The 22,408-nt window shown below is 63.3% G+C and carries 20 protein-coding genes; 9 read left to right on the forward strand and 11 right to left on the reverse strand.

The features are described from left to right. Positions 1 to 248 precede the first annotated feature (248 nt). The 8 genes from UCMB321_RS25150 to yccS all read left to right on the forward strand — a co-directional run bounded on the left by UCMB321_RS25150 (position 249) and on the right by yccS (position 11,814). Positions 249 to 944, forward strand: a complete 696-nt coding sequence (locus UCMB321_RS25150; RefSeq protein WP_040071373.1) for an RraA family protein — start codon at positions 249 to 251, stop codon at positions 942 to 944. Between the two features lie 236 nt (positions 945 to 1,180). Next, entirely contained in the window at positions 1,181 to 2,623 is a 1,443-nt protein-coding gene (locus tag UCMB321_RS25155) for a TldD/PmbA family protein (RefSeq protein WP_040071374.1), read from the forward strand. Further along, positions 2,623 to 3,960 carry a TldD/PmbA family protein gene (locus tag UCMB321_RS25160; RefSeq protein ID WP_040071375.1) on the forward strand — a complete coding sequence of 446 codons (1,338 nt, stop codon included), beginning with the start codon at positions 2,623 to 2,625 and terminating at the stop codon, positions 3,958 to 3,960. Before UCMB321_RS25155 ends, UCMB321_RS25160 begins: the two co-directional genes overlap by 1 nt. A 374-nt stretch (positions 3,961 to 4,334) precedes the next feature. After that, positions 4,335 to 5,174 (forward strand): alpha/beta fold hydrolase, encoded by an 840-nt coding sequence (locus UCMB321_RS25165; protein WP_040071376.1) that lies wholly within the window; start codon positions 4,335 to 4,337, stop codon positions 5,172 to 5,174. A gap of 103 nt (positions 5,175 to 5,277) precedes the next feature. Continuing rightward, positions 5,278 to 6,708 carry a multidrug transporter subunit MdtD gene (mdtD, locus tag UCMB321_RS25170; protein WP_040071377.1) on the forward strand — a complete coding sequence of 477 codons (1,431 nt, stop codon included), beginning with the start codon at positions 5,278 to 5,280 and terminating at the stop codon, positions 6,706 to 6,708. A 161-nt stretch (positions 6,709 to 6,869) separates the two neighbouring features. Next, positions 6,870 to 8,207, forward strand: a complete 1,338-nt coding sequence (gene dbpA, locus UCMB321_RS25175) for an ATP-dependent RNA helicase DbpA (RefSeq protein ID WP_245220850.1) — start codon at positions 6,870 to 6,872, stop codon at positions 8,205 to 8,207. 15 nt (positions 8,208 to 8,222) lie between these two features. After that, a complete protein-coding gene (locus tag UCMB321_RS25180; protein ID WP_040071379.1) occupies positions 8,223 to 9,401 on the forward strand; it encodes a BaiN/RdsA family NAD(P)/FAD-dependent oxidoreductase in 1,179 nt (392 codons plus the stop codon). A 229-nt stretch (positions 9,402 to 9,630) separates the two neighbouring features. After that, positions 9,631 to 11,814 (forward strand): YccS family putative transporter, encoded by a 2,184-nt coding sequence (yccS, locus tag UCMB321_RS25185; RefSeq protein WP_040071428.1) that lies wholly within the window; start codon positions 9,631 to 9,633, stop codon positions 11,812 to 11,814. Between the two features lie 146 nt (positions 11,815 to 11,960). Here the strand turns inward: yccS and UCMB321_RS25190 are convergent, their stop codons facing one another. Continuing rightward, positions 11,961 to 12,698 (reverse strand): substrate-binding periplasmic protein, encoded by a 738-nt coding sequence (locus tag UCMB321_RS25190; protein WP_040071380.1) that lies wholly within the window; start codon positions 12,696 to 12,698, stop codon positions 11,961 to 11,963. Between the two features lie 323 nt (positions 12,699 to 13,021). Between UCMB321_RS25190 and UCMB321_RS25195 the strand changes: the two genes are divergently transcribed. Then, positions 13,022 to 13,489: a GNAT family N-acetyltransferase gene (locus UCMB321_RS25195; protein ID WP_040071381.1), complete on the forward strand. Its 468-nt coding sequence runs from the start codon at positions 13,022 to 13,024 to the stop codon at positions 13,487 to 13,489. Here the strand turns inward: UCMB321_RS25195 and UCMB321_RS25200 are convergent. From UCMB321_RS25200 to epd, 10 genes are all read right to left on the reverse strand, one after another. Further along, positions 13,480 to 13,776, reverse strand: a complete 297-nt coding sequence (locus UCMB321_RS25200; RefSeq protein WP_040071429.1) for a winged helix-turn-helix domain-containing protein — start codon at positions 13,774 to 13,776, stop codon at positions 13,480 to 13,482. The genes UCMB321_RS25195 and UCMB321_RS25200 overlap by 10 nt on opposite strands. A gap of 53 nt (positions 13,777 to 13,829) precedes the next feature. Beyond that, a complete protein-coding gene (locus tag UCMB321_RS25205; RefSeq protein ID WP_040071382.1) occupies positions 13,830 to 14,339 on the reverse strand; it encodes a M48 metallopeptidase family protein in 510 nt (169 codons plus the stop codon). A gap of 42 nt (positions 14,340 to 14,381) precedes the next feature. Next, complete coding sequence (locus UCMB321_RS25210) at positions 14,382 to 16,505, reverse strand: putative bifunctional diguanylate cyclase/phosphodiesterase (RefSeq protein ID WP_040071383.1); 2,124 nt, start codon at positions 16,503 to 16,505, stop codon at positions 14,382 to 14,384. Between the two features lie 238 nt (positions 16,506 to 16,743). After that, complete coding sequence (locus UCMB321_RS25215; RefSeq protein WP_040071384.1) at positions 16,744 to 16,983, reverse strand: hypothetical protein; 240 nt, start codon at positions 16,981 to 16,983, stop codon at positions 16,744 to 16,746. 323 nt (positions 16,984 to 17,306) lie between these two features. Further along, positions 17,307 to 17,489, reverse strand: coding sequence for a hypothetical protein (locus UCMB321_RS25220; protein WP_040071385.1), 183 nt, complete (start codon positions 17,487 to 17,489; stop codon positions 17,307 to 17,309). 853 nt (positions 17,490 to 18,342) lie between these two features. Further along, a complete protein-coding gene (gene fba, locus UCMB321_RS25225; RefSeq protein WP_040071386.1) occupies positions 18,343 to 19,407 on the reverse strand; it encodes a class II fructose-bisphosphate aldolase in 1,065 nt (354 codons plus the stop codon). A gap of 86 nt (positions 19,408 to 19,493) precedes the next feature. Continuing rightward, positions 19,494 to 19,826: an MliC family protein gene (locus UCMB321_RS25230; protein WP_040071387.1), complete on the reverse strand. Its 333-nt coding sequence runs from the start codon at positions 19,824 to 19,826 to the stop codon at positions 19,494 to 19,496. 59 nt (positions 19,827 to 19,885) lie between these two features. Then, complete coding sequence (locus UCMB321_RS25235) at positions 19,886 to 20,110, reverse strand: hypothetical protein (RefSeq protein ID WP_040071388.1); 225 nt, start codon at positions 20,108 to 20,110, stop codon at positions 19,886 to 19,888. A 31-nt stretch (positions 20,111 to 20,141) separates the two neighbouring features. Then, positions 20,142 to 21,305, reverse strand: a complete 1,164-nt coding sequence (locus tag UCMB321_RS25240; protein WP_040071389.1) for a phosphoglycerate kinase — start codon at positions 21,303 to 21,305, stop codon at positions 20,142 to 20,144. A gap of 17 nt (positions 21,306 to 21,322) precedes the next feature. Beyond that, positions 21,323 to 22,372 carry an erythrose-4-phosphate dehydrogenase gene (gene epd, locus UCMB321_RS25245; protein WP_040071390.1) on the reverse strand — a complete coding sequence of 350 codons (1,050 nt, stop codon included), beginning with the start codon at positions 22,370 to 22,372 and terminating at the stop codon, positions 21,323 to 21,325. Positions 22,373 to 22,408 lie beyond the last annotated feature (36 nt).

Raw genomic sequence — 22,408 nt, forward strand, 5'->3', positions numbered from 1 at the left:
GCGACACAGCCCCTTGTGGGAGCCGGCTTGCCGGCGATGGCGTTGGCAAGTTCGATGCAAGACTTGCTGGCCTCATCGCCAGCAAGCCGGCTCCCATAGGTTTTGTGCCCTGCGCAAAGCGTAAACAATCCCCACACCGCCCTACCCTTGCTCCTACCCCCCGCGCAGGCCTAATCTAGTGGCGCGCAAACGTTTCACCCCCGCCCCAATCCGACACGCCGCCACATTGCTGGCCACGAGGCTTTCCCATGTTTGATGTCGTCTCTTCGAGCAAATGGCCCACCGGCTACCTGATCAATCCCAACCCCGAACCGCTGGACCCCAAGTGGCTCAAGGAATTCAGCAAGATCCCGGCCGCCGCGGTCAGCGACTGCCTGGGGCGTAACGTCGGCGGCCTCGGCCTCAAGCCGTTCCACGGCAACACGCCGATGCTCGGCAATGCCCTGACCGTGCGCGTGCGCCCGGGCGACAACCTGATGATCCTCAAGGCCATGCAGATGGCCCGTCCGGGCGATGTGCTGGTGATCGACGGCAGCGCCGACCTGACCCGCGCCGTGTTCGGCGGCATCATGCGCGCCATGGCCCTCAAGGCCGGCATCGTCGGCGTGGTGATCAACGGCGCCCTGCGCGACCTCGACGAATGGCAGACCGGCGAACTGCCGGCCTACGCCATTGGCGGCGTGCACCGTGGCCCGAGCACCGACGGCGGTGGCGAGATCAACGTGCCGATTTCCTGCGCCGGCATGCTGGTGAACCCGGGCGACCTGATGATCGGCGACGGTGACGGCGTCGTGGCCGCGGCCCGTTCCGAACTGCCGGAACTGCTGGTGCGCTGCCACGACCTGCTGGCGCGGGAAAAGGCCACGCTGGCAGCGATCGAAGCCGGCACCCTGGACCCGGACCGCTTCGATGCGATCCTGCGGGCCAAGGGCTGCCCGCTGTAACCCCGCTTCGCGGGCACACCGATGCCCGTCTTCTGTAGGAGCCAGCTTGCTGGCGATGGTCGTCAACGATAACGCGGGGTACCTGAAACCACGCGGTGCTCTTGAGCTCATCGCCAGCAAGCTGGCTCCTACAAGATTCGTGTCGTTCGCAAAATTGCCTTTTCCTGACAGACTGGTCATTGGGGCCGCTTATACAGCCCCCCTTACGGCCACCGCCATTTCCAGGGAGGTTCCCCATGTTCGACTTCCACCCCCAGCTCAAGCAGCGTTTCGCCGGCTTGCGCACGGGCGCTGAATTCTTCTCGCTGCGTTACGTCCGCGAATCCGGCCAATACCTGTCGGTGCGCAAGAACGTGGCGGAACCCCCGAGCCTGCGTGTCGACGAAGGCGCGATGCTGACCGTGCGGGTCAACGGCGTCGAAGCCTACGCCGCCACCAACGATCTGTCCCAGGCCGGCCTGCAAAGCGCCCTCGAACGCGCCGAAGGCTACGCCCGGCTGATGGCCCCCCACGCCCTGCTCGACCTGCGCCAGCAGGTGGTGTCCAGCGACCGCGCCGACTATCGCTCGCCCCAGCTCGACCAGGCCTTCCCGTCCCTGAGCGACTGCTACGCCCTGCTCGGCGCCGAATCGGCCGCCGTGCCCAAGGACGAGCGGCTGGTCAACTGGGAAGTCAGCCTCGGCCTGACCGAGGTCGAGCAGATCTACCTCAACAACGCTGGCGCCGAACTGCGCCAGGCCCTGCGCTTCGTCTACCCGGGCCTGACGGTCACCGCCTACGATGGCGCGGACAGCCAGACCCGCACCCTGGGCCGGGAAAACTTCGGCCAGCAAGGCAGCGCCGATGTCATCGGGCGTTCCGGCCTGATCGGCGCCGGCGCGCGGATCGCCGACCAGGCCCTGCAATTGCTGCTGGCGCCCAACACCCCGCAAGGCCCGCGCGACCTGCTGCTGACCCCGGACCAGATGATCCTGCAGATCCACGAATCCATCGGTCACCCGCTGGAGCTGGATCGCATTCTCGGCGACGAGCGTAATTACGCCGGCACCAGCTTCGTCAAGGCCAGCGACTTCGGCAGCCTGCAATATGGCTCGCCGCTGCTCAACGTCACCTTCGATCCCTCCATCCCACAGCAGTTGGCCAGCTACGGCCATGACGACGACGGCACGCCGGCCCACAAGGAATTCCTGATTCGTGAAGGCCGCCTGCTGCGCCCGCTGGGCGGCGCACTGTCGCAGTTCCGCGCCGGGCTGGACGGAGTCGCCAACAGCCGCGCCTGCAGCTGGAACCGTCCGCCCATCGACCGCATGGCCAACCTCAATATCGAACCGGGCGACCAGTCCTTCGAGCAACTGGTCGGCGGCATCGAGAAAGGCATCCTGATGTCCACCAACCGCTCCTGGTCCATCGACGACGCCCGCAACAAATTCCAGTTCGGCTGCGAGTGGGGCCAGTTGATCGAGAACGGCGAGCTCAAGGGCGTGGTGAAAAACCCCAACTACCGGGCGATTTCCGCGCAGTTCTGGCGCAACCTCAGCGCCGTCGGCAACGCCGGGACCTTCCAGGTACTGGGCACGCCGAACTGCGGCAAGGGCGAGCCGAACCAGGTGATCCGGGTCGGGCATGCTTCGCCCGCCTGTGTTTTCAGCAACGTCGATGTGTTTGGAGGAGATGCCTGATGAGTACTTCACTGAGTCAGGTCGAACACTTCCGCGCCCTGGTCGAGGGGTTGCAGGAGCAGCTCCGCGCCACGGAACGCTTTACCCTGGGTTATGCCGCCGAGTCGTCGGACTTTATCCGCTTCAATCACGCCCGGGTGCGCCAGGCCGGGCAGGTGCAGCAGGCCACGTTGAGCTTCAAGCTGATCGACGAGGGGCGCCACGCCGACTTGCAGATCACCCTCTCCGGCGAACGGGCAGCGGACCGTCAGCGCCTGGCGGACGGCCTGCAACAACTGCGCGAGATCCTCCCGCTGTTGCCGGCGGACCCCTACCTGCTGCTCAACCACAACGCCTGGCAAAGCCAGAACGTGCAGAGCCATGCGCTGCCGGACACGGCCCAGGTACTGGAGGAGATCAGCCGGGCCTCGGTCGGCCTGGACATGGTCGGTTTCTACGCCGCCGGTCCCATCAGCCGGGGCTTTGCCAGCTCCGACGGAGCCTTCGGCTGGCACCAGGCCAACAGTTTCAACTTCGACTGGAGCCTGTTCCACGAAAACGGCCAGGCGGTGAAAGCCAGCTTCGCCGGCCATGACTGGAACAGCGACAGCTTTGCCCGGCGCTTCCAGCAGGCCCGTGAACAGCTCGAATTTCTCGGGCGGCCGTTGCGTACCCTGGCGCCGGGGGAATATCGCGCCTACCTGGCACCGGCGGCGCTCGAGGAAGTCATGGGCATGCTCAGTTGGGGCGGTTTCTCGGCCCAGGCCATCGGCAGCAAGCACAGCCCGTTGCAGAAGCTTTACGCCGGCGAGGCCCGCTTCAGCCCGCTGGTCTGGCTTGACGAGCAGATCAGCGGATCGTTGAGCCCGGCGTTTTCCAACGAGGGTTATCCACGCGCCGATGTGTCGCTGGTGGCCGCGGGTGTCGCCGACCAGCAACTGATCAACTCCCGCAGTGCCGCCGAATACGGACTGACGACCAACGGCGCCAGCGGCGGCGAGTACCCCGGTGCCTTGCAGATGCGCGCCGGGCAACTGGCCCAGGCCGATATCCTCAAGCAACTGGGCACCGGCTTGTACATCAGCAACCTGTGGTACCTGAACTACTCGGACCAACCGGCGGCACGGATGACCGGCATGACCCGCTTCGCCACCTTCTGGGTGGAGAACGGCGAGATCCAGGCGCCGGTCAGCACCATGCGCTTCGACGACAGTGCCTACAGCCTGCTGGGCAGCCAGTTGGAGGCCCTGACCCAGGAGCGCGAGCTGCTGTTGTCGGCCAGCACCTACGACCAGCGGCAGACCGCGTCGAACCTGCTGCCGGGGGCGCTGGTCAGCAAGCTGACCTTGACCCTGTAACCCGGAATCCGCTCTCGCGGACGCCACAAAACCTGTAGGAGCCAGCTTGCTGGCGATGAGTTCAAGAACGCCGCGTGGTTTCAGGTAACCCGCGTTTTCGTTGACGACTATCGCCAGCAAGCTGGCTCCTACAAGGTCCACAGCGACCCAAAAATCGCCCTGGCCGCCCTGACCGAAATACCCGCACACCTATCCGTTCAGCCAGTTGCCCCAACGCAACCCGGCGCGCTATACATTCCCCTATCCTTTACCGAACTATCAAAACGCCACCTTCGCGCAGCCCCCCCTGGGAAAAAACAGGCTTTACCCGCGACGTTCTGACTCAGTACCGCACCTCTTTCATCCCCCCCGAAAGTGTTTTGCTGGAGCTTGATATGAATCATGGAAGCTTTGTCATCAACAACCTGTACCGGCACTTCAACATCCACGTCGAACGCCTCGGCGACGATCCACGGCGCAAGACCGTCCTGCTGGTCAACGGCGCCCTGGCCACCACCAGTTCCTTCACCCGCACCGGCAAGTGCCTGGCCGAACATTTCAACGTGGTGCTGTTCGACCTGCCCTTCGCCGGGCGCTCGCAACCCTACAACCCCGATCCGGGCCTGGTGACCAAGGACGACGAGGTGGAGATCCTCCTGGCCCTGGTGCAACGTTTCGAGGTCAACCACCTGGTGTCCGCCTCCTGGGGCGGCATTTCCACCCTGCTGGCCCTGACCCGTCACCCGCCGACCATCGAGAGCTCGGTGGTGATGGCCCTGGCCCCCGACCTGAACCCGCCGATGCTGGCTTACGTGCAGCGGGTCCACGCGTTGATCGCGGCAGACGACAAGTCCGCCATCGGCCACCTGCTCAACGACACCGTCGGCCACTACCTGCCGTCGCGCCTCAAGACCACCAACCACCAGCACCTGTCCTCGATGCCCAGCACCGAATACCGCCAGGCGCGCTTTCATATCGACCAGGTGCTGCAACTGGGCGATGGCAATTACCTGCGGGCACTGTCCGGGATCCGCAGCCCGGTGCATTTCATCAATGGCGCCAAGGACATCTACACCCCCGCCGAGTCGGCGCGAGTGTTTCAGCAGTACATCCCGCGCTGCAGTTTTTCCGTCGCCGAGGACACCGGTCACCTGCTGGACCTGGAGTCGCGCCCCGCCGCCAATGCAGTCCATCAGGCCCTGCTCGGCTTTCTGCGGCCCGCCAGCGCCGGATAGCCCCTGTAGGAGCCAGCTTGCTGGCTCCTACAGGCCCTTACGCGATTCCTGACCGATCAGGCATACTGCGACTTACGTAGCCAGCTAACAAATAGAGCCGCCCATGCCCGATCGCGCCCCTCTCGACGTCACCACCGCTCGCTGGCTACCGTGGGTGGTGGCCATTGCCTTCTTCATGCAATCCCTCGACGGGACCATCCTCAACACCGCACTGCCCGCCATGGCCCTGGACCTGGCGGAAAACCCCCTGCGCATGCAGGGCGTGGTGATCGCCTACATGCTCACCGTGGCCTTGCTGATCCCGGCCTCGGGCTGGATTTCCGATCGTTTCGGCACCAAGCGCATCTTCTTCAGCGCGATCCTGCTGTTCAGCATCGGCTCCCTGCTCTGCGCCCTGTCGAGTTCACTGAACATGCTGGTCGGTGCCCGGGTGATCCAGGGCCTGGGCGGCTCGCTGATGCTGCCGGTCGGCAGGCTGGTGGTGCTGCGGGCCTACCCGCGCTCGGAACTGGTACGGATCATGGGCTTCATCACCATCCCCGGCCTGCTCGGCCCCTTGATCGGCCCGACCATGGGCGGCTGGATGGTGCAGTACCTGACCTGGCACTGGATTTTCCTGATCAACCTGCCGGTGGGCCTGCTCGGCTGCTACGCGGTGTGGAAGTTCATCCCGGACCTGCGCGGCAGCGAGCGCACGCGCTTCGATGGCATCGGTTTCCTACTGTTCGGCGCGGCGATGCTGCTGATCACCATCGCCATGGAAGGCCTGGGCGAACTGCAACTGCCGCACCTGCGGGTAATGTTACTGCTGATCGCAGGTCTCGCCTGCCTGGCGGCGTACTGGCTGCGGGCCGGGCATATCGACAGCCCGCTGTTCGCGCCGTCGCTGTTCAAGACCCGGACGTTCGCGGTGGGCATCCTCGGCAACCTGTTCGCCCGCCTGGGCAGCGGCGCCCTGCCGTTCCTGGTGCCCTTGCTGCTGCAAGTGGCCCTGGGTTACTCGCCGTCCCAGGCCGGGATGAGCATGCTGCCCCTGGCAGCGGCGGCGATGTTCGCCAAATCCATTGCCCGGCCGCTGATCGAGCGCCTGGGTTATCGCATCGTGCTCACCGGCAACACCCTGGCGCTGGGCATCATGCTCGCGGTCATGGGCCTGGTCACCGAGCACACGCCCTACCCCTTGTTGCTGGGCCTGCTGGCGATTGCCGGGGCGATCAACTCGCTGCAATTCACCGCGATGAACACCGTGACCCTGATCGACCTCGACGACAAGTCCGCCAGCAGCGGCAACAGCCTGCTGTCGGTGGTCGCGCAGCTGTCCCTGAGTCTTGGCGTGGCCTGCGCCGGCGCCCTGCTCGGCGGCTTCACCGCCGCCGTCGGCAATGATGGGGTGGAAACGGTGCTCGGCGCGTTCCAGCTGACGTTCCTCACCGTGGGCATCATGGCGATGCTGGCGGCGACGATTTTCCTGCAGCTCTCGCCCCAGGACGGGCGCCGGGTCAAGGTGGTTCAGCAACAGCACATCGAACACTGAGTGCCTGGCAAAACACGATTCCGGCACTATTTGGCTACTTTTCGTCCAGAATTTGCGGCGCCGCCGGTCGGGACTGATACACTGCGCGACATTTTGTTTTGCAGGCCCGTCCCGTGACCACCATCGCCACCGCGTTTAACTCTTTGCCACTGTCCGCCGCCATGCTGGCTAACCTCGACTCCCTCGGTTATGCCCAGATGACGCCGATCCAGGCGCAAAGCTTGCCGGTGATCCTCAAGGGCATGGACCTGATCGCCCAGGCCAAGACCGGCAGCGGCAAGACCGCCGCCTTTGGCATCGGCCTGCTGAACCCGATCAACCCGCGCTTCTACGGCTGCCAGGCACTGGTGATCTGCCCGACCCGCGAGCTGGCCGACCAGGTCGCCAAGGAAATCCGTCGCCTGGCCCGCGCCGAAGACAACATCAAGGTGCTGACCCTCTGCGGCGGCGTGGCCCTGGGGCCGCAGATCGCCTCCCTGGAACACGGCACGCACATCATCGTCGGCACCCCGGGGCGCATCCAGCAACACCTGCGCAAGGGCTCGCTGGTCCTGCACGGCCTCAACACCCTGGTGCTCGATGAAGCCGACCGCATGCTCGACATGGGCTTCTACGACGCCATCGAGGAAATCATCGCCCAGCTCCCCGAGCGCCGGCAGACCCTGCTGTTCTCCGCCACCTACCCGGTGAGCATCAAGCAGCTGGCCGCCAAGTTCATGCGCAACCCGCAGCAGGTCAAGGCCGAGGCGCTGCACGCCGACAGCGAGATCGAACAGCGCTTCTACGAGATCTCCCCGGAAGAGCGAATGGAGGCCGTGGTCAAGGTGCTCAACCATTTCCGCCCGGCGTCTTGCGTGGCGTTCTGCTTCACCAAGCAGCAGGTCCAGGATACCGTCGACCACCTGACCGCCAAGGGCGTGTCCGCCGTCGCCCTGCACGGCGACCTGGAGCAGCGTGACCGCGACCAGGTCCTGGCGATGTTCGCCAACCGCAGTATCTCGGTCCTGGTCGCCACCGACGTGGCGGCGCGCGGCCTGGATATCGATGCCCTCGACATGGTGATCAACGTCGAGCTGGCACGGGATTCGGAGATGCATATCCACCGCGTCGGCCGTACCGGACGGGCCGGCGAGAAAGGCCTTGCCATCAGCCTGGTGGCGCCGTCGGAAAGCCTGCGCGCGCGGTCCATCGAGGAAGTGCAGAAGTCCGCGTTGAACTGGGACCAGCTCGACAACCTCAAGTCCCAGGGCGGCGGCCCGCTGCTGCCGGCCATGAGCACCCTGTGCATCGCGGCCGGGCGCAAGGACAAGGTCCGCCCGGGCGACATCCTCGGCGCCCTGACCGGCGATGCCGGGATTCCCGGTACCCAGGTCGGCAAGATCGCGATTTTCGACTTCCAGGCCTATGTGGCGGTGGAGCGCGGCATCGCCAAGCAGGCCTTGCAGCGCCTGAACAGCGGCAAGATCAAGGGCCGCTCGCTGCGCGTGCGAATTCTCTGAAAAAAGGACATCGTTGTGCCCGTTACTGACGTTGTGATCATCGGCGCCGGCGCCGCCGGCTTGATGTGCGCCTTTACCGCCGCCGCCCGCGGGCGCCAGGTGATGCTGATCGACCACGCCAACAAGGCCGGCAAGAAAATCCTGATGTCCGGCGGCGGCCGCTGCAACTTCACCAATATGTACACCGAGCCCGGCAATTTCCTCTCGCAGAACCCGCATTTCTGCAAGTCGGCCCTGGCCCGCTACACCCAATGGGACTTCATCGCGATGGTGGCCAAGCATGGCGTGCCCTATCACGAGAAAAAACTCGGCCAGCTGTTCTGCGACAACAAGTCCAGCGACATCCTCGGCATGCTCCTGGACGAGTGTGACCAGGCCGGCGTCAGCCTGCACCTGGACACCGCCATCCAGCAAATCGAAAAGCTGGAAAACGGCTACCTGCTGGAAACCACCCTCGGCCAGATCACCTGCCAGTCGCTGGTGATCGCCACCGGCGGCCTGTCGATCCCGACCCTGGGCGCGACCGGTTTCGGTTATCAGGTCGCCAAGCAGTTCGGCCACCAGGTGTTACCGACCCGGGCGGGCCTGGTGCCGTTCACCATTACCGATCAACTCAAGGCCCTGTGCACGGAACTGTCCGGGACCTCGGTCGATTGCCTGGTGAGCTGCAACGACCAGAGCTTCCGGGAAAATATCCTGTTCACCCACCGCGGCCTCAGCGGTCCGGCGATCCTGCAGATCTCCTCGTTCTGGAACCCCGGCGAGACGCTGCACATCAACCTGCTGCCGGACCACGACGCCCTCGACTGGCTGCAACAGCAACAGGCCGAACGGCCCAACAGCGAACTGAAAACCCTGCTGGGCGAGCTGTTCACCAAGAAAATGGCCAACCTGCTGGCCGAGCACTGGTTCGTCTCCAAGCCGATGAAGCAGTACACCCCGGCGGAGCTGGCCGAGGTCGCGCGCAAACTTGGCGACTGGCAGCTCGTGCCCGCCGGCACGGAAGGCTATCGCACCGCCGAAGTGACCCTGGGGGGCGTCGACACCCGGGAAGTGTCGTCGAAAACCATGGAATCGCTGAAAAGCCCCGGGCTCTACTTCATCGGTGAAGTGCTGGATGTCAGCGGCCACCTGGGCGGCTTCAACTTCCAGTGGGCCTGGGCCTCGGGGTACGCGGCGGCGCAATTCGCCTGAGCCTGGTGGGAACCGGCGTGCTGGCGATAAACGATAACGCGGTGTACCTGAAACACCGCATCGCCCGAATCGCCAGCAAGCCGGCTCCCACAAGGTTGATTGCAGGCCGCTTCAAAAAGGCAATCGACGATCACGGAACAAATTTTGCTGTAGGCCGATGTGGCGCCAGTGCAATGCCGCCCGTCTACACATCATTCAGATCAACCGCTTGGCAGGCTCTCACTCCTACATGGCATCGACCTCGTTCAACCAATCCCTGCGCCGCCTCTGGGCCCTGGACAAATTCAGCTATAGCGTTCGGGTGTTCATTGCCCTGACCGGCATCATGACCCTGTGCTGGTTCCAGAACGAGATGAAGCTCCTGATCCCGCTGTTCCTCGGGGTCATCGCCAGCGCCCTGGCCGAGACCGATGACAGTTGGCAGGGCCGCCTCAACGCCCTGGCGGTGACGCTGGTGTGCTTCAGCGTCGCGGCGTTCTCGGTCGAGCTGCTGTTCCCCTATCCGTGGATCTTCGTCTGCGCCATGGCCCTGGCCGCCTTTGCCCTGACCATGCTCGGCGCGCTGGGCGAGCGCTACGGCGCCATTGCCTCGGCGACCCTGATCCTGTCGGTCTACACCATGATCGGCGTCGACCAGCGCGGCGGCGAAGTCGCCAACCTCTGGCACGAACCGGTGCTGCTGGTGACCGGCGCGGCCTGGTACGGCGTGCTCTCGGTCCTCTGGCAGGCGATGTTCTCCAACCAGCCGGTGCAACAGAGCCTGGCCAAGCTGTTCCGCGAACTGGGCTACTACCTCAAGCTCAAGTCCTCGCTGTTCGAACCCATCCGCCAACTGGACGTGGAAGCCCGGCGCCTGGAACTGGCGCAGCAGAACGGCAAGGTGGTGGCGGCGCTGAACAGCGCCAAGGAGATCATCCTGCATCGGGTCGGCGACAGTCGGCCGGGGTCGAAGGTCAGCCGCTACCTGAAGCTGTACTTCCTCGCCCAGGACATCCACGAGCGCGCCAGCTCCTCGCACTATCCGTACAACGCACTGGCCGAGGCGTTCTTTCACAGCGACGTGCTGTTCCGCTGCCAGCGCCTGCTGCGTGAGCAAGGCAAGGCCTGCCAGGCCCTGGCGGCGTCGATCCGACTGCGCCAGCCGTTCGTCTACGACGCCAGCTTCGCCGAAGCCCTGGGCGACCTGCACGCCTCCCTGGAGCACCTGCGCATCCAGAGCAACCCGGCCTGGCGCGGCCTGCTGCGTTCGCTGCGGGCACTGGCCGCCAACCTCGGCACCCTCGACCGCCTGCTGAGCGACGCGAGCAACCCCGACAGCCTCGCCGACGCCACCGACAGCAGCCTGCTGGACCGTTCGCCGCGCAACCTCAAGGACGTCTGGACGCGCCTGCGCACCCAACTGACGCCGACTTCGCTGCTGTTTCGCCATGCGCTGCGCCTGCCGCTGGCGCTGAGCATCGGCTATGGCATGGTGCACCTGGTGCACCCGTCCCAGGGCTACTGGATCATCCTCACCACCCTGTTCGTCTGCCAGCCGAGCTACGGCGCCACCCGGCGCAAACTGGGCCAGCGGATCCTCGGCACGGCCTTCGGCCTGACCGCCGCCTGGGCCCTGTTCGACCTGTTCCCGAGTCCCTTGATCCAGGCCCTGTTCACCATCGCCGCCGGGGTGGTGTTCTTTATCAACCGCACCACCCGCTACACCCTGGCAACCGCCGCCATGACCCTGACGGTGCTGTTCTGCTTCAACCAGGTGGGCGACGGCTACGGCCTGTTCCTGCCGCGTCTGCTCGACACCCTGCTGGGTGCGCTGATCGCCGGCCTCGCGGTGTTCCTGTTCCTGCCGGACTGGCAAGGCCGCCGCCTGAACAAGGTGCTGGCCAACACCCTGAGCTGCAACAGCCTGTACCTGCGCCAGATCATGCGCCAGTACGCCCAGGGCAAGAGCGACGACCTCGCCTACCGCCTGGCCCGGCGCAACGCCCACAACGCCGACGCGGCGCTGTCGACCACCCTGGCGAACATGCTGATGGAGCCGGGACATTTCCGTAAGGAAGCCGACGTGGGCTTTCGTTTCCTGGTGCTCTCGCACACCCTGCTCAGCTACCTCTCGGGGCTCGGCGCGCACCGCGAAAACCAGCTGCCGGAGGCCGTGCGCGGGCCTCTGCTCGAGGGCGCCGGTAGCACGCTGGCGGCGAGTATCGAAGAGATTGCCGCGGGCCTGGCGAACAAGACGCCCATCGCCATTCAAAGCGATGCCGAGGAAGCCCTGGCCAGCGAGCTGGAGCAGATGCCGGACGAGATCGACGAAATCCAGCGGCTGGTGCAGACCCAGTTGGCGTTGATCTGCCGGCAGTTGGGGCCGCTGCGCACCCTGGCGGCGCACCTGATCAAGGATCCGGAAGAAAGCTGAGGCCCCGCAAATCCTTGTAGGAGCCAGCTTGCTGGCGATGAACGTCGCCACACCGCGATCAGTCTGATCCCCCGCGTTATCGTTGACGACCATCGCCGGCAAGCCGGCTCCTACAGGGTATGTAGCGCCTTCAGGTCAGGGGGTTGTCACATCCCGTGCAGCTTGAGCAGCCGCTCATAACTGCCATCGGCCTTCATCGCCGCGATCTCGCGGTCGAACCCGGCGACAATCTGCTCATGCTGCGGATTCTTCAGGCTGACCAGGATATGCAGGCTGTTCTCGCTCAACGGCTTGGGCATGAACTCCACAGCGTTGCGCACCCGTGGCGCCTCGCTCTTGAGGTAGTAGCGCGCCACATACTCGTCTTCCAGGGTCAGCTTCACCCGGTCCGCCGCCAGCATGCGCACGGCCATGGCGAAGTTGTGCACCGGGATCTTCTGCAACTGCGCGTCGCCGTCGAACTCGGCGCTATAGGCATAGTCACGCACCACCGCGATCGGCAGGTCGTGCAACTGCTGCAAGTTGTCGTACTCGATGGTCGACTCCTTGCGTTTGAGAAACAGCACGCGGTTGACCAGGTACTCCGCCGAGAACTGCCCCAACAGGGTGCGCTCGTCGCTGTACCAGGCATTGATCAGCACGTCATAGCGCCCTTCGCCTACGCCCTTGAGCGCCCGGGCCCAGGGCACCTGCTCGAAGTCACTGGTGTAGCCGGCACGTGCCAGCGCCGTGCTGACGATATCGGTGGCCAGGCCACCGTTGACCAGCGTCGCATCGGTAAAAGGTGGCCAACCGTCGGCCACCAACCGCAACCTGTCCGCGGCAGCGCCCTGTGAAAGCAGCAGCAATCCAAGCAAAGCAAGCGCTCGATGCAATCGCGGCATGCTAAAGATCCTTAGCGGGCACATAGCCCAGCACAGTTAGCCGAAGCCCGAGGAGCCCGTCGGAAAACAACCGGCTACATCCCTGGTCCTAACATTAGCTCATCCGAGCCAGAGCAAAAGCGCGGTCCAGCAGATTACACAAAGATGATGATGCCGGGCAAAACCAATGATAGCGGGTAGCCTCTACCCAACTGGAACACGCGTGCGAATCTCCTGCAAGGAGCCTTCCAGCTTCTGTCCTGACGGTTAAAAAAAATCCCGGGTTGGCGACCTGGGACAACCCGCCTAGTATCGACATCACGTTATTGAATCCAGAGGCGAGCATGACCACCGACTGGCTCTGCAAACATCATGGCGACCTGAGCAAGGAACAGTTGTACAGCATCCTGCAACTGCGCACCGAAGTCTTCGTGGTCGAACAGAAATGTCCTTACCAGGAAGTCGACGGGCGCGACCTGGAGGGTGACACCTGCCATCTGATGGGCTGGCGGGAGGATCGGCTGGTGGCCTACCTGCGTCTGCTCGACCCGGTTTCCCAGGGCGGCGACGTGGTGATCGGGCGGGTGGTCATCGCCCCCGAGGCCCGCGGCCAGGGACTGGGGCACGACTTGATGACCCAGGCGCTGAATCAGGCCGGGAAACTCTGGCCGGAACTGCCGATCTACCTGTCGGCCCAGGCGCATTTGCAGGCTTATTACCGGCGCTACGGGTTCGAGGTGGTGGGCGAGGAGTATCTGGAGGATGACATCCCGCACATCGGGATGCGCAAGACCCCCTTCACTCAAGGGTAACCCAGCACCTGCTTGATCGAAGCCAGGTTGCGTTCGATCCAGGCCTTGTCGATCGCCCCCCAACCATGGATCCGGTAGTGCCCGGCATGGTTGCGGGCGCCCTCCTGTTGCTCGAACTCGCAGAGAATATCCAGGTCGGCCAATGCCAGGATGGTGTCCTGGGCCGTGCGCCGGGGCATGCCGGTCACTTCGGTCAGCGCCGGGACACTGCTGGCCACGCCGCTGTCGATCAGCCACGCCACGTACAGGCGGCGGTAGAAACTGCTCTTGGTCTTGCTGATGTCCATCCGGTAGTCCTTGTCGTTGACCTTCTGCCCCATGCCTCTACTCAAGACGGCGCCTATGGATTGGCGGACTTGCCCTGAAGATCGCGCCAGGTCAGGTAGACCCGCAGGTCGAACTCCAGCTGGTGATAACCGGGCTGCATGTATTCGCACAGCTGGTAGAACGCCTTGTTGTGGTCGGCTTCCTTGAGGTGGGCCAATTCGTGCACCACGATCATCTTCAGAAACTCCGGCGCCGCCTCCTTGAACAGCGAGGCGATGCGGATTTCCTTCTTGGCCTTGAGCTTGCCGCCCTGGACCCGCGAGATCGCGGTGTGCAGGCCGAGGGCGCGGTGGGTCAGGTCCAGGCGGTTATCGAAGAGCACCTTGTCGATGGCCGGCGCATTGCGCAAATGCTCCTGCTTCAGGGCCAGGGCGTAGCTGTACAACGCCTTGTCGCTCTGCACCGCATGCCGCTCCGGATAACGCTGGCGCAGGTAGTCGCCCAGCGAATCCCGGGCAATCATCTGGCGGACCTGTTCCTGCAAGGACGGGGGATAAGCCTGAAGGTATTTCAGCACAGTCATGACAGGCCTTGCGGACACCGAAAAAAGGCCAGTGTAGCGAATTCACGCGGACAACGCGCTCCAGTCGAACGTCGAGCCGAAGCCGGTAGCGTCCTTGGCCGTCAGCGGTCGGGCCACCAGGAACCCCTGGATCAGCGGACAGCCACTGGCCTTGAGCCACTGCCATTGCTCCACGGTTTCCACGCCCTCGGCGATCACCAGCAAACCAAACTCCTTGCACAGGTCGATCACCGTACGTGCCAGTGCCGCATCCCGGGGTGAAACGAGGATCTTGGCGATCAGCTGCCGGTCGAGCTTGAGGGTGTCCAGCTCAAGGTCGCGCAAGTGGTTCAGCGAACAGTGCCCCGAGCCGAAGTCGTCCAGGGCCACGCGCACGCCCAGGGCGCGGATCCGCCGCAGTTGCTTGCGCGAAGCCTCGAAGTCCTGCATCAGCGCCGCCTCCGTCACCTCGACTTCCAGCTGATGCGCGCGCAGGTCATGACGCTCCAACACCTCCTGCAGCTCGTCCGCCAGGTTCGGCATGCTGAACTGCGTGGCGCTCAGGCTGACGCTCAGCACCAGGTCCTCGGCGAACACACCGTTCCAGGCGTGTCGCTGGGTCGCCGCCTGGCGATAGATCCAACTGCCCAGCCGGCTGATCAACCGCACCTCCTCCAGCAAGGGCAGGAACAGCCCCGGCGGGACGTCGCCGACACTGGGATGGTGCCAGCGCAGCAACGCCTCGAACCCCCGCAGGCGGCCGTCCTCCAGGGACACCTGCGGCTGATAGACCATCTTGAATTCCTGGCTCTCGATCGCCGAACGGACGCTCTCCTCCAGCATCAACCGTGAGCGGGCGCGCCCGTTCATCTCGGTGTCGTAGTAGCGATACTGCTGGCGCCCGGCGCGCTTGGCCTCGTACATGGCGATGTCCGACGCGCGCAGCAAGCCATCGAGGTTGGCGCCGCAATCCGGGTAGGTGGCAATGCCGATGCTGACGCCGAGGGTCATTTCCATGCCGTCGATCTGCTGGCGAATCGACACCCGCTCGATCAGCCGCTCGGCGATTTTCGCCGCCTGCTCGGGGCGCTCGAGGTTGAGCAAGGCGGTGAACTCGTCACCGCCCATGCGCGCCAGGATGTCGAAGGGGTTGAGGCAGGACTTCAACTGTTCCGACACCCAGCGCAGCACCCGGTCGCCGGCTTCATGGCCGAGGGAATCGTTGACCCGCTTGAAACCGTCGAGGTCCAGGTACAGCAGCACCAGGGACTGGTCCGCGCGGTCGCTGCGGCGCAAGGTATTTTCCGCGGTCTGGTAGAAGCCCCGGCGATTGAGCAGGCCGGTCAGCGGATCGGTCACCGCCTGGAACTCCAGTTGCTTGTGCAGATGCTGCACCACCGACATGTCCAGCACCGTCACCACCATGGCCTTCTGGTCGGAGGGCAACGGCGCGCAGGACAAGGCCACGGGCAGCATCTGCTCCTGGCTGGTGCGCAAGTAGGCATCATGCACGCGATAGGTTTCCCCCTTGCGGTATTCCTCGTACAAGGGTGAGGACAGCCACTCGGGAAAATGCGGGTTTTGCAGAAAATCCAGGAACGGCCGGCCGGCCAGGTCCTCCAGCAACACATTGAGCAAACGTGAAATCGCCGGGTTGGCGAAACGGACCGTGCCGTCGTCGTTGACCACCAGGATGCCTTCGGCGGCATTCTCCAGCACCGAGGCATTGAACGCCCGGGCGGCTTCCAGGTCGCGACTCAGGCATTGCAAGGCCCGGCGGTTGCGCTGCTGTTCCAGCAACGCCTGGACCTTGGGCCTGAGGATATCGGGGTTGAACGGTTTGAACAGGTAATCCACGGCACCGCTGGCATAGCCCTTGATCACGGCATCCTGGGTCTGCTCGTTGGCGGTGAGGAAAATAATCGGGGTCAGACGCGTGCGCTGGCTGCCGCGCATCAGGCGGGCCACTTCGAAACCGTCCATCCCAGGCATCTGTACATCCAGCAACACCAGGTCAATCTCATGCTCGAGCAGCAACGTCAGCGCCTCAATGCCTGAGGCGGCAGTAACCACCTGCCAATCCTGACGTTCCAGCAAGGCACGCATGCTGATCAGATTTTCAGGGTAATCATCAACGACCAGAAGGACGGAACTACCATCACCGGGTATCTGTTGCACGCAATCCATGCTGCTTCTCTTGTTCGGGGGACTCCACCGGAAATCGCATGAAAACCGGACTAAACCTATCGACTACTCTAGACCGGGATTGTGCAAAGCGTAGTGAGCAATAGGCCATCATCCAGCCATGTCCACGATCTCCCGACTAACGGTCGGTGACCAGCCCTCGGACGCGGCTCGGAAAACGCCTCAGGCCTGCGAGCCCGCGCCGTACAACGGCGACGACCGTTGACACGGTCAGTCACGCCTACGAGGTTCGATACTCCGCAATGGGTTCAATCTCGTAGATCTCATCGAAACGCACCGTATTGTATAAACCGAATTCGCCATGATAGGTCAGCGTTCGGCGCGTCCAGTCGATGCAGCACAGCTCGCCACGCTCGGATTCCACTTCGCGGCCATGCAGCCTCCCGAGCAGGTTGATCTTTTGTTTGCGCTTGAAGTACTTCAGATATTCAGGCTCGTTCCTCGCTTCCTCTTCGTCCATAGTGAAACCCTTTTTGTCAGCTATTGGACCTTTATCCTGTGAATTTGACCGATGAAAAACAACTGTCATAAATAACAGGTATTTATATCGGTTTTTAATAGAAGCCCAACAGGTTCATTCTATGGATGGCTGTGGGCGTCCTATTCGTCGACAGATTGACGTCAAGCGCTCGCCGGATCGGCGGTCGGCTGTGCAACGGGTCGTGCCGCGAGGCCAACAACTATCTGAAGGTGCGGCATACGGCCGGCGTAAAGCGTCGATACAGATGCGGAGGGGGCGGATAATGAATAATTCCGTCCCTTTTCAGTCCTGCAAAAAAACTTCTATTTATTAAGCTTGGCGGATGCCGAACCTTTGAACTCTGGCATCACACCCTCTTCCGGCTTGAGCGTGGTCTGCGCCGCGCCCTTGAAATCCGGGGCTGCCGCCTCCGGCTTGAGCGTAGCCCCAGCCGCGCCTTTAAAACCCACACCCGCCTTTTTCACCTTTTTGCCTTTTGAGCTCATGGACGTACACTCCCTTACAGTAAGTGGGCCTTGAAAGTGCAGGATTCGAGCGGATTTGGCTACTGTCAGAACTGACAGTTTTTATATTGTTTTCGACTTTTTCACATCCTGCTATCTTCCATAAAGGCCGCTCCCCTTACAGCATTAATTATTCAGTGATTACCAAACAACAGACACCCCTTAAAAACGCCACTTTATTCTTTAAGGTGCTACTTACTATTCAGAAACCGTCTATAACCCTGTCATTTCTGACAGTAGACCGGTTTGCAAACCGTGATCAACATCCTCAGTAACTGACCATCAATGGCATGCAGGGGCAGATATGAAATGGGCCTTGGTCATCGAGTCCAGCCTTCACGGCTATTACGTGAGTGAAATCAGGGAGGCGGAGCAACAACCGCCCTACCATCCCTCCCACCTCCGCCTCTGGCACTGGATCATGGTCCCTTCAGGGGAAGATGTCCGTGTAGGCGATATCTGGACTGGCGAGTCTTTCCATCCGCCGCAGGTGAGCCCGCATTGAGCCTATTGCGTGGCAATGTGGGTGTGTTGCTTGAAAGCGCGGTCATACGACCGGCAAACGTCGATACAGAGGTAATGTCAGCCAGCTAAGGAAATGTGAGGCTGAGCACGGTCTTGTGGCGAGCGGGCTTGCCCGCGCTGGGGTGCGAAGCGCCCCCAAAACCGGCCAATGTGCTGTATCAGACGTAACCGGGACTATGGTTTTGCGACTGCTGCGCAGTCGAGCGCGGGCAAGCCCGCTCGCCACAAGGTAGTGTTCGGCTTCAAACTTCCTTGACTCTCGCCCACAAAAAACCCGCATCGCTGCGGGTTTTTTATGACGCTGCCGGTCTTAGTTGACCTTGGCGTTCAACTCACCTTTCAGGTAACGCTGGAACATCGCTTCGAGGGAGATCGGCTTGATCTTCGAGGCCTGGCCGGCAGTACCGAAAGCTTCGTAACGGGCGATACACACGTCACGCATAGCGGTCACAGTGGCGCCGAAGAACTTGCGCGGGTCGAACTCGCTCGGGTTGGTGGCCATCAGGCGACGCATCGCACCGGTGGACGCCAGGCGCAGGTCGGTGTCGATGTTGACCTTGCGCACGCCGTGCTTGATGCCTTCGACGATTTCTTCAACCGGCACGCCGTAGGTTTCCTTGATGTCGCCACCGTACTGGTTGATGATCGCCAGCCACTCTTGCGGCACCGACGACGAACCGTGCATCACCAGGTGAGTGTTGGGGATGCGCTTGTGGATTTCCTTGATGCGGTCGATCGCCAGCACGTCGCCGGTAGGCGGCTTGGTGAACTTGTAGGCGCCGTGGCTGGTGCCGATGGCGATGGCCAGGGCATCGACCTGGGTCTTCTTGACGAAGTCCGCGGCTTCTTCCGGGTCGGTCAGCATCTGGCTGTGGTCCAGCACGCCTTCGGCGCCGATGCCGTCTTCTTCACCGGCCATGCCGGTTTCCAGCGAACCCAGGCAACCCAGCTCGCCTTCAACCGAAACGCCACAGGCGTGAGCCATGGCCACGGTCTGTTGGGTCACACGGACGTTGTATTCGTAGTCGGTCGGGGTCTTGCCGTCTTCGCCCAGGGAACCGTCCATCATCACCGAGCTGAAGCCCAGCTGGATGGAACGCTGGCAGACGTCCGGGCTGGTGCCGTGGTCCTGGTGCATGCACACCGGGATATGCGGGAATTCTTCGATGGCGGCCAGGATCAGGTGCCGCAGGAACGGCGCGCCGGCGTATTTGCGGGCACCGGCCGAAGCCTGGACGATCACCGGGGAGTCAGTCTTGTCAGCGGCTTCCATGATGGCGCGCATCTGCTCAAGGTTGTTGACGTTGAAGGCTGGAACGCCGTAGCCGAATTCGGCTGCGTGGTCCAACATCTGGCGCATGCTGATAAGTGCCATTGTGTGTGTCTCTCCCGGTCGAGGGTCGTTAATCGTGCAAGCCTGCCGGAGCGGCGGCTGCTATTCAAGTCATTGCAGATCGGGGGTTAGTGCGCCTTGCAGGCCCGGCCGATCAAATCGTTGGTGGCAACCCAGTAAACCAGGCCTTCCTCACCTTTTTTGTGAAACGCCAATACGTTGTCGCTGTACAACACACCGCTCTCGACGGCGCCGGCCTCGGGCTTGAGGCGATACACCTGGTCACCGCTGCCCAGGCGCACGTCGACCGCCTGCTGCGCACTGTCGGCATAACGCCAGAGCACTTCGGCCTGGCTGTCACAGGTCCAGTGCGTCCAGTTGTCCGCCGGGGCCGACGCCTGGTTGAAGACGGCGCAACCCCCCAGGGCTGCCAGTGAAACAAGAGCGATAAAGCCTTTCATGCCGCTTCCTCGACTGACGGCCCCTGGCCGTCAGCACTGCCTGTAGTGAATCTGACCCGTCAAGGACAACCCTGTTCCCGGGTCCCGGACGAGGTGTCGTACTTTTCCAGCCCGTCCGGCCCCAGGCGCTTGTTGATCACCGGGGCGGTTTCCGCCTGCCAGTCGGCCTGGTAGCAACCTTTGCCGGCAGGCGGGGCGACCTCTGCCGCCGTCCCGGCCCCGGGTTTGCCGGCACAACCGGCCAGCACACCCGCCAGGATCAGCAGCGTTGACGGCTTGACCATATGAGACTCCCTGTCAAAGGCCAGTGCCGACTCAGGCCTTGGCGCGGCTTTCCAGCACTTCCACGGCCGGCAGGACCTTGCCCTCGACGAACTCGAGGAAGGCACCGCCACCGGTGGAAATGTAGGAGATATTCGCGGCAACACCGTACTTGTCGATGGCCGCCAGGGTGTCGCCACCACCGGCGATGGAGAACGCCGAGCTGTCGGCGATGGCCTGGGCCAGGACCTTGGTGCCGTTGCCGAACTGGTCGAACTCGAACACCCCGACCGGACCGTTCCACAGGATGGTCTTCGACGACTTCAGCAGATCGGCGAAGTGCGCGGCGGTTTGCGGGCCGATGTCGAGGATCATGTCGTCAGCGGCCACGTCGGCGATCAGTTTCACGGTAGCGGCGGCGCTCTCCGCGAACTCCTTGGCCACCACCACGTCCACCGGCAGCGGCACGCTGACCTTGGCCGCGATGGCGCGGGCGGTGTCCAGCAGGTCCGGCTCGTAGAGCGACTTGCCCACCGGGTGACCGGCAGCGGCCAGGAAGGTGTTGGCGATGCCGCCACCGACGATCAGTTGGTCGCAGATCTGGCTGAGGCTGTTGAGCACGTCGAGCTTGGTCGACACCTTGGAACCGGCAACGATGGCCGCCATCGGCTTGGCCGGCGCGCCCAGGGCCTTGCCCAATGCTTCCAGTTCGGCGGCCAGCAGCGGGCCGGCGGCGGCGATCTTGGCGAACTTGGCCACGCCATGGGTCGAACCCTCGGCGCGGTGCGCGGTGCCGAAGGCGTCCATCACGAACACGTCGCACAGGGCGGCGTATTGTTGGGCCAGGTCGTCGGCGTTCTTTTTCTCGCCCTTGTTGAAGCGCACGTTTTCGAACAGCACGACGTCGCCAGCCTTGACCTCGACGCCGCCCAGGTAGTCAGCCACCAGCGGCACTTCGCGGCCCAGGGCCTTGCTCAGGTAGTCGGCGACCGGCTTGAGGCTGTTCTCGGCCGAGAACTCGCCTTCGGTCGGACGGCCCAGGTGCGAGCAGATCATGACTGCCGCGCCTTTTTCCAGGGCCAGCTTGATGGTCGGCAGCGAAGCCAGGATACGCGCATCGCTGGTGACAACACCGTCCTTGACGGGGACGTTGAGGTCTTCGCGGATCAGTACGCGCTTACCTTGCAGATCGAGGTCGGTCATCTTCAACACGGTCATGGGTCGCAATCTCTGGTTTACGGTTTGTGATGAATGGTGTGCAGATAATGTCCTGCAACATCCAGCATTCGGTTGGCAAAACCCCATTCGTTGTCGAACCAGGCCAGCACGTTCACCAGCCTGGGGCCGGAGACGCGGGTCTGACTCGCATCGACAATCGCCGAATGAGGGTCATGGTTGAAATCGCAGCTGGCGTGGGGCAGCTCGGTATAGGCCAGCAGGCCCTTGAGCGGGCCATGGGTGGCGGCCTCGCGCAGGATCCGGTTGACCTCCACGGCATCGGTGTCGCTGACGGTCTGCATGGTGATGTCGAGGCAGGACACGTTGACTGTCGGCACCCGTACGGCCTTGGCCTGGATTCGCCCGGCGAGTTCCGGCAGCAGGCGTTCGATGCCCCGCGCCAGGCCGGTGGACACCGGGATCACCGATTGGAAGGCCGAGCGCGTACGGCGCAGGTCTTCGGCATGGTAGGCGTCGATCACCGGCTGGTCGTTCATCGCCGAGTGGATGGTCGTGATCGACACGTATTCCAGACCGATGGCCTGGTCCAGCAGGCGCAACAGCGGCACGCCGCAGTTGGTGGTGCAGGAGGCGTTGGACACCAGGCGCTCGTCGCCGGTCAGGCACTCCTGGTTGATGCCGTAGACAATGGTGGCATCGACATCGGTCTCACTGGCCATCGGCTGGGAGAACAGCACCCGCGGCGCGCCGGCGGCGAGGAAGCGTTCGCCGTCCGCGCGGGTGTGATAGGCGCCGGAGCACTCCAGCACCAGGTCCACGTCCAGCGCGGCCCAGTCGATCTCTTCGGGGTTGGCACGGCGGAAGACTTTCACGCAGTGGCCATTGATATGCAGACAATCGTCCTCGACCCGCACTTCGCCGGGAAAGCGGCCGTGGGTGGAGTCGAAACGGGTCAGGTATTCGAGACTGGCCATGTCGGCCAGATCGTTGAGGGCAACGATTTCAAAACCGGCCCGATCCCCTCGCTCGAACAGCGCACGCAGGACACAACGACCGATACGGCCGTAGCCGTTGAGTGCAACTCTGTAGGGACGCGGTTGGGGCATGGGGATCTCTTGGGTTAAACATCCGGGATCTGTGTA

Origin of the sequence: Pseudomonas batumici, from assembly GCF_000820515.1 — a bacterium.
In the GTDB taxonomy this organism is placed as follows: domain Bacteria; phylum Pseudomonadota; class Gammaproteobacteria; order Pseudomonadales; family Pseudomonadaceae; genus Aquipseudomonas; species Aquipseudomonas batumici.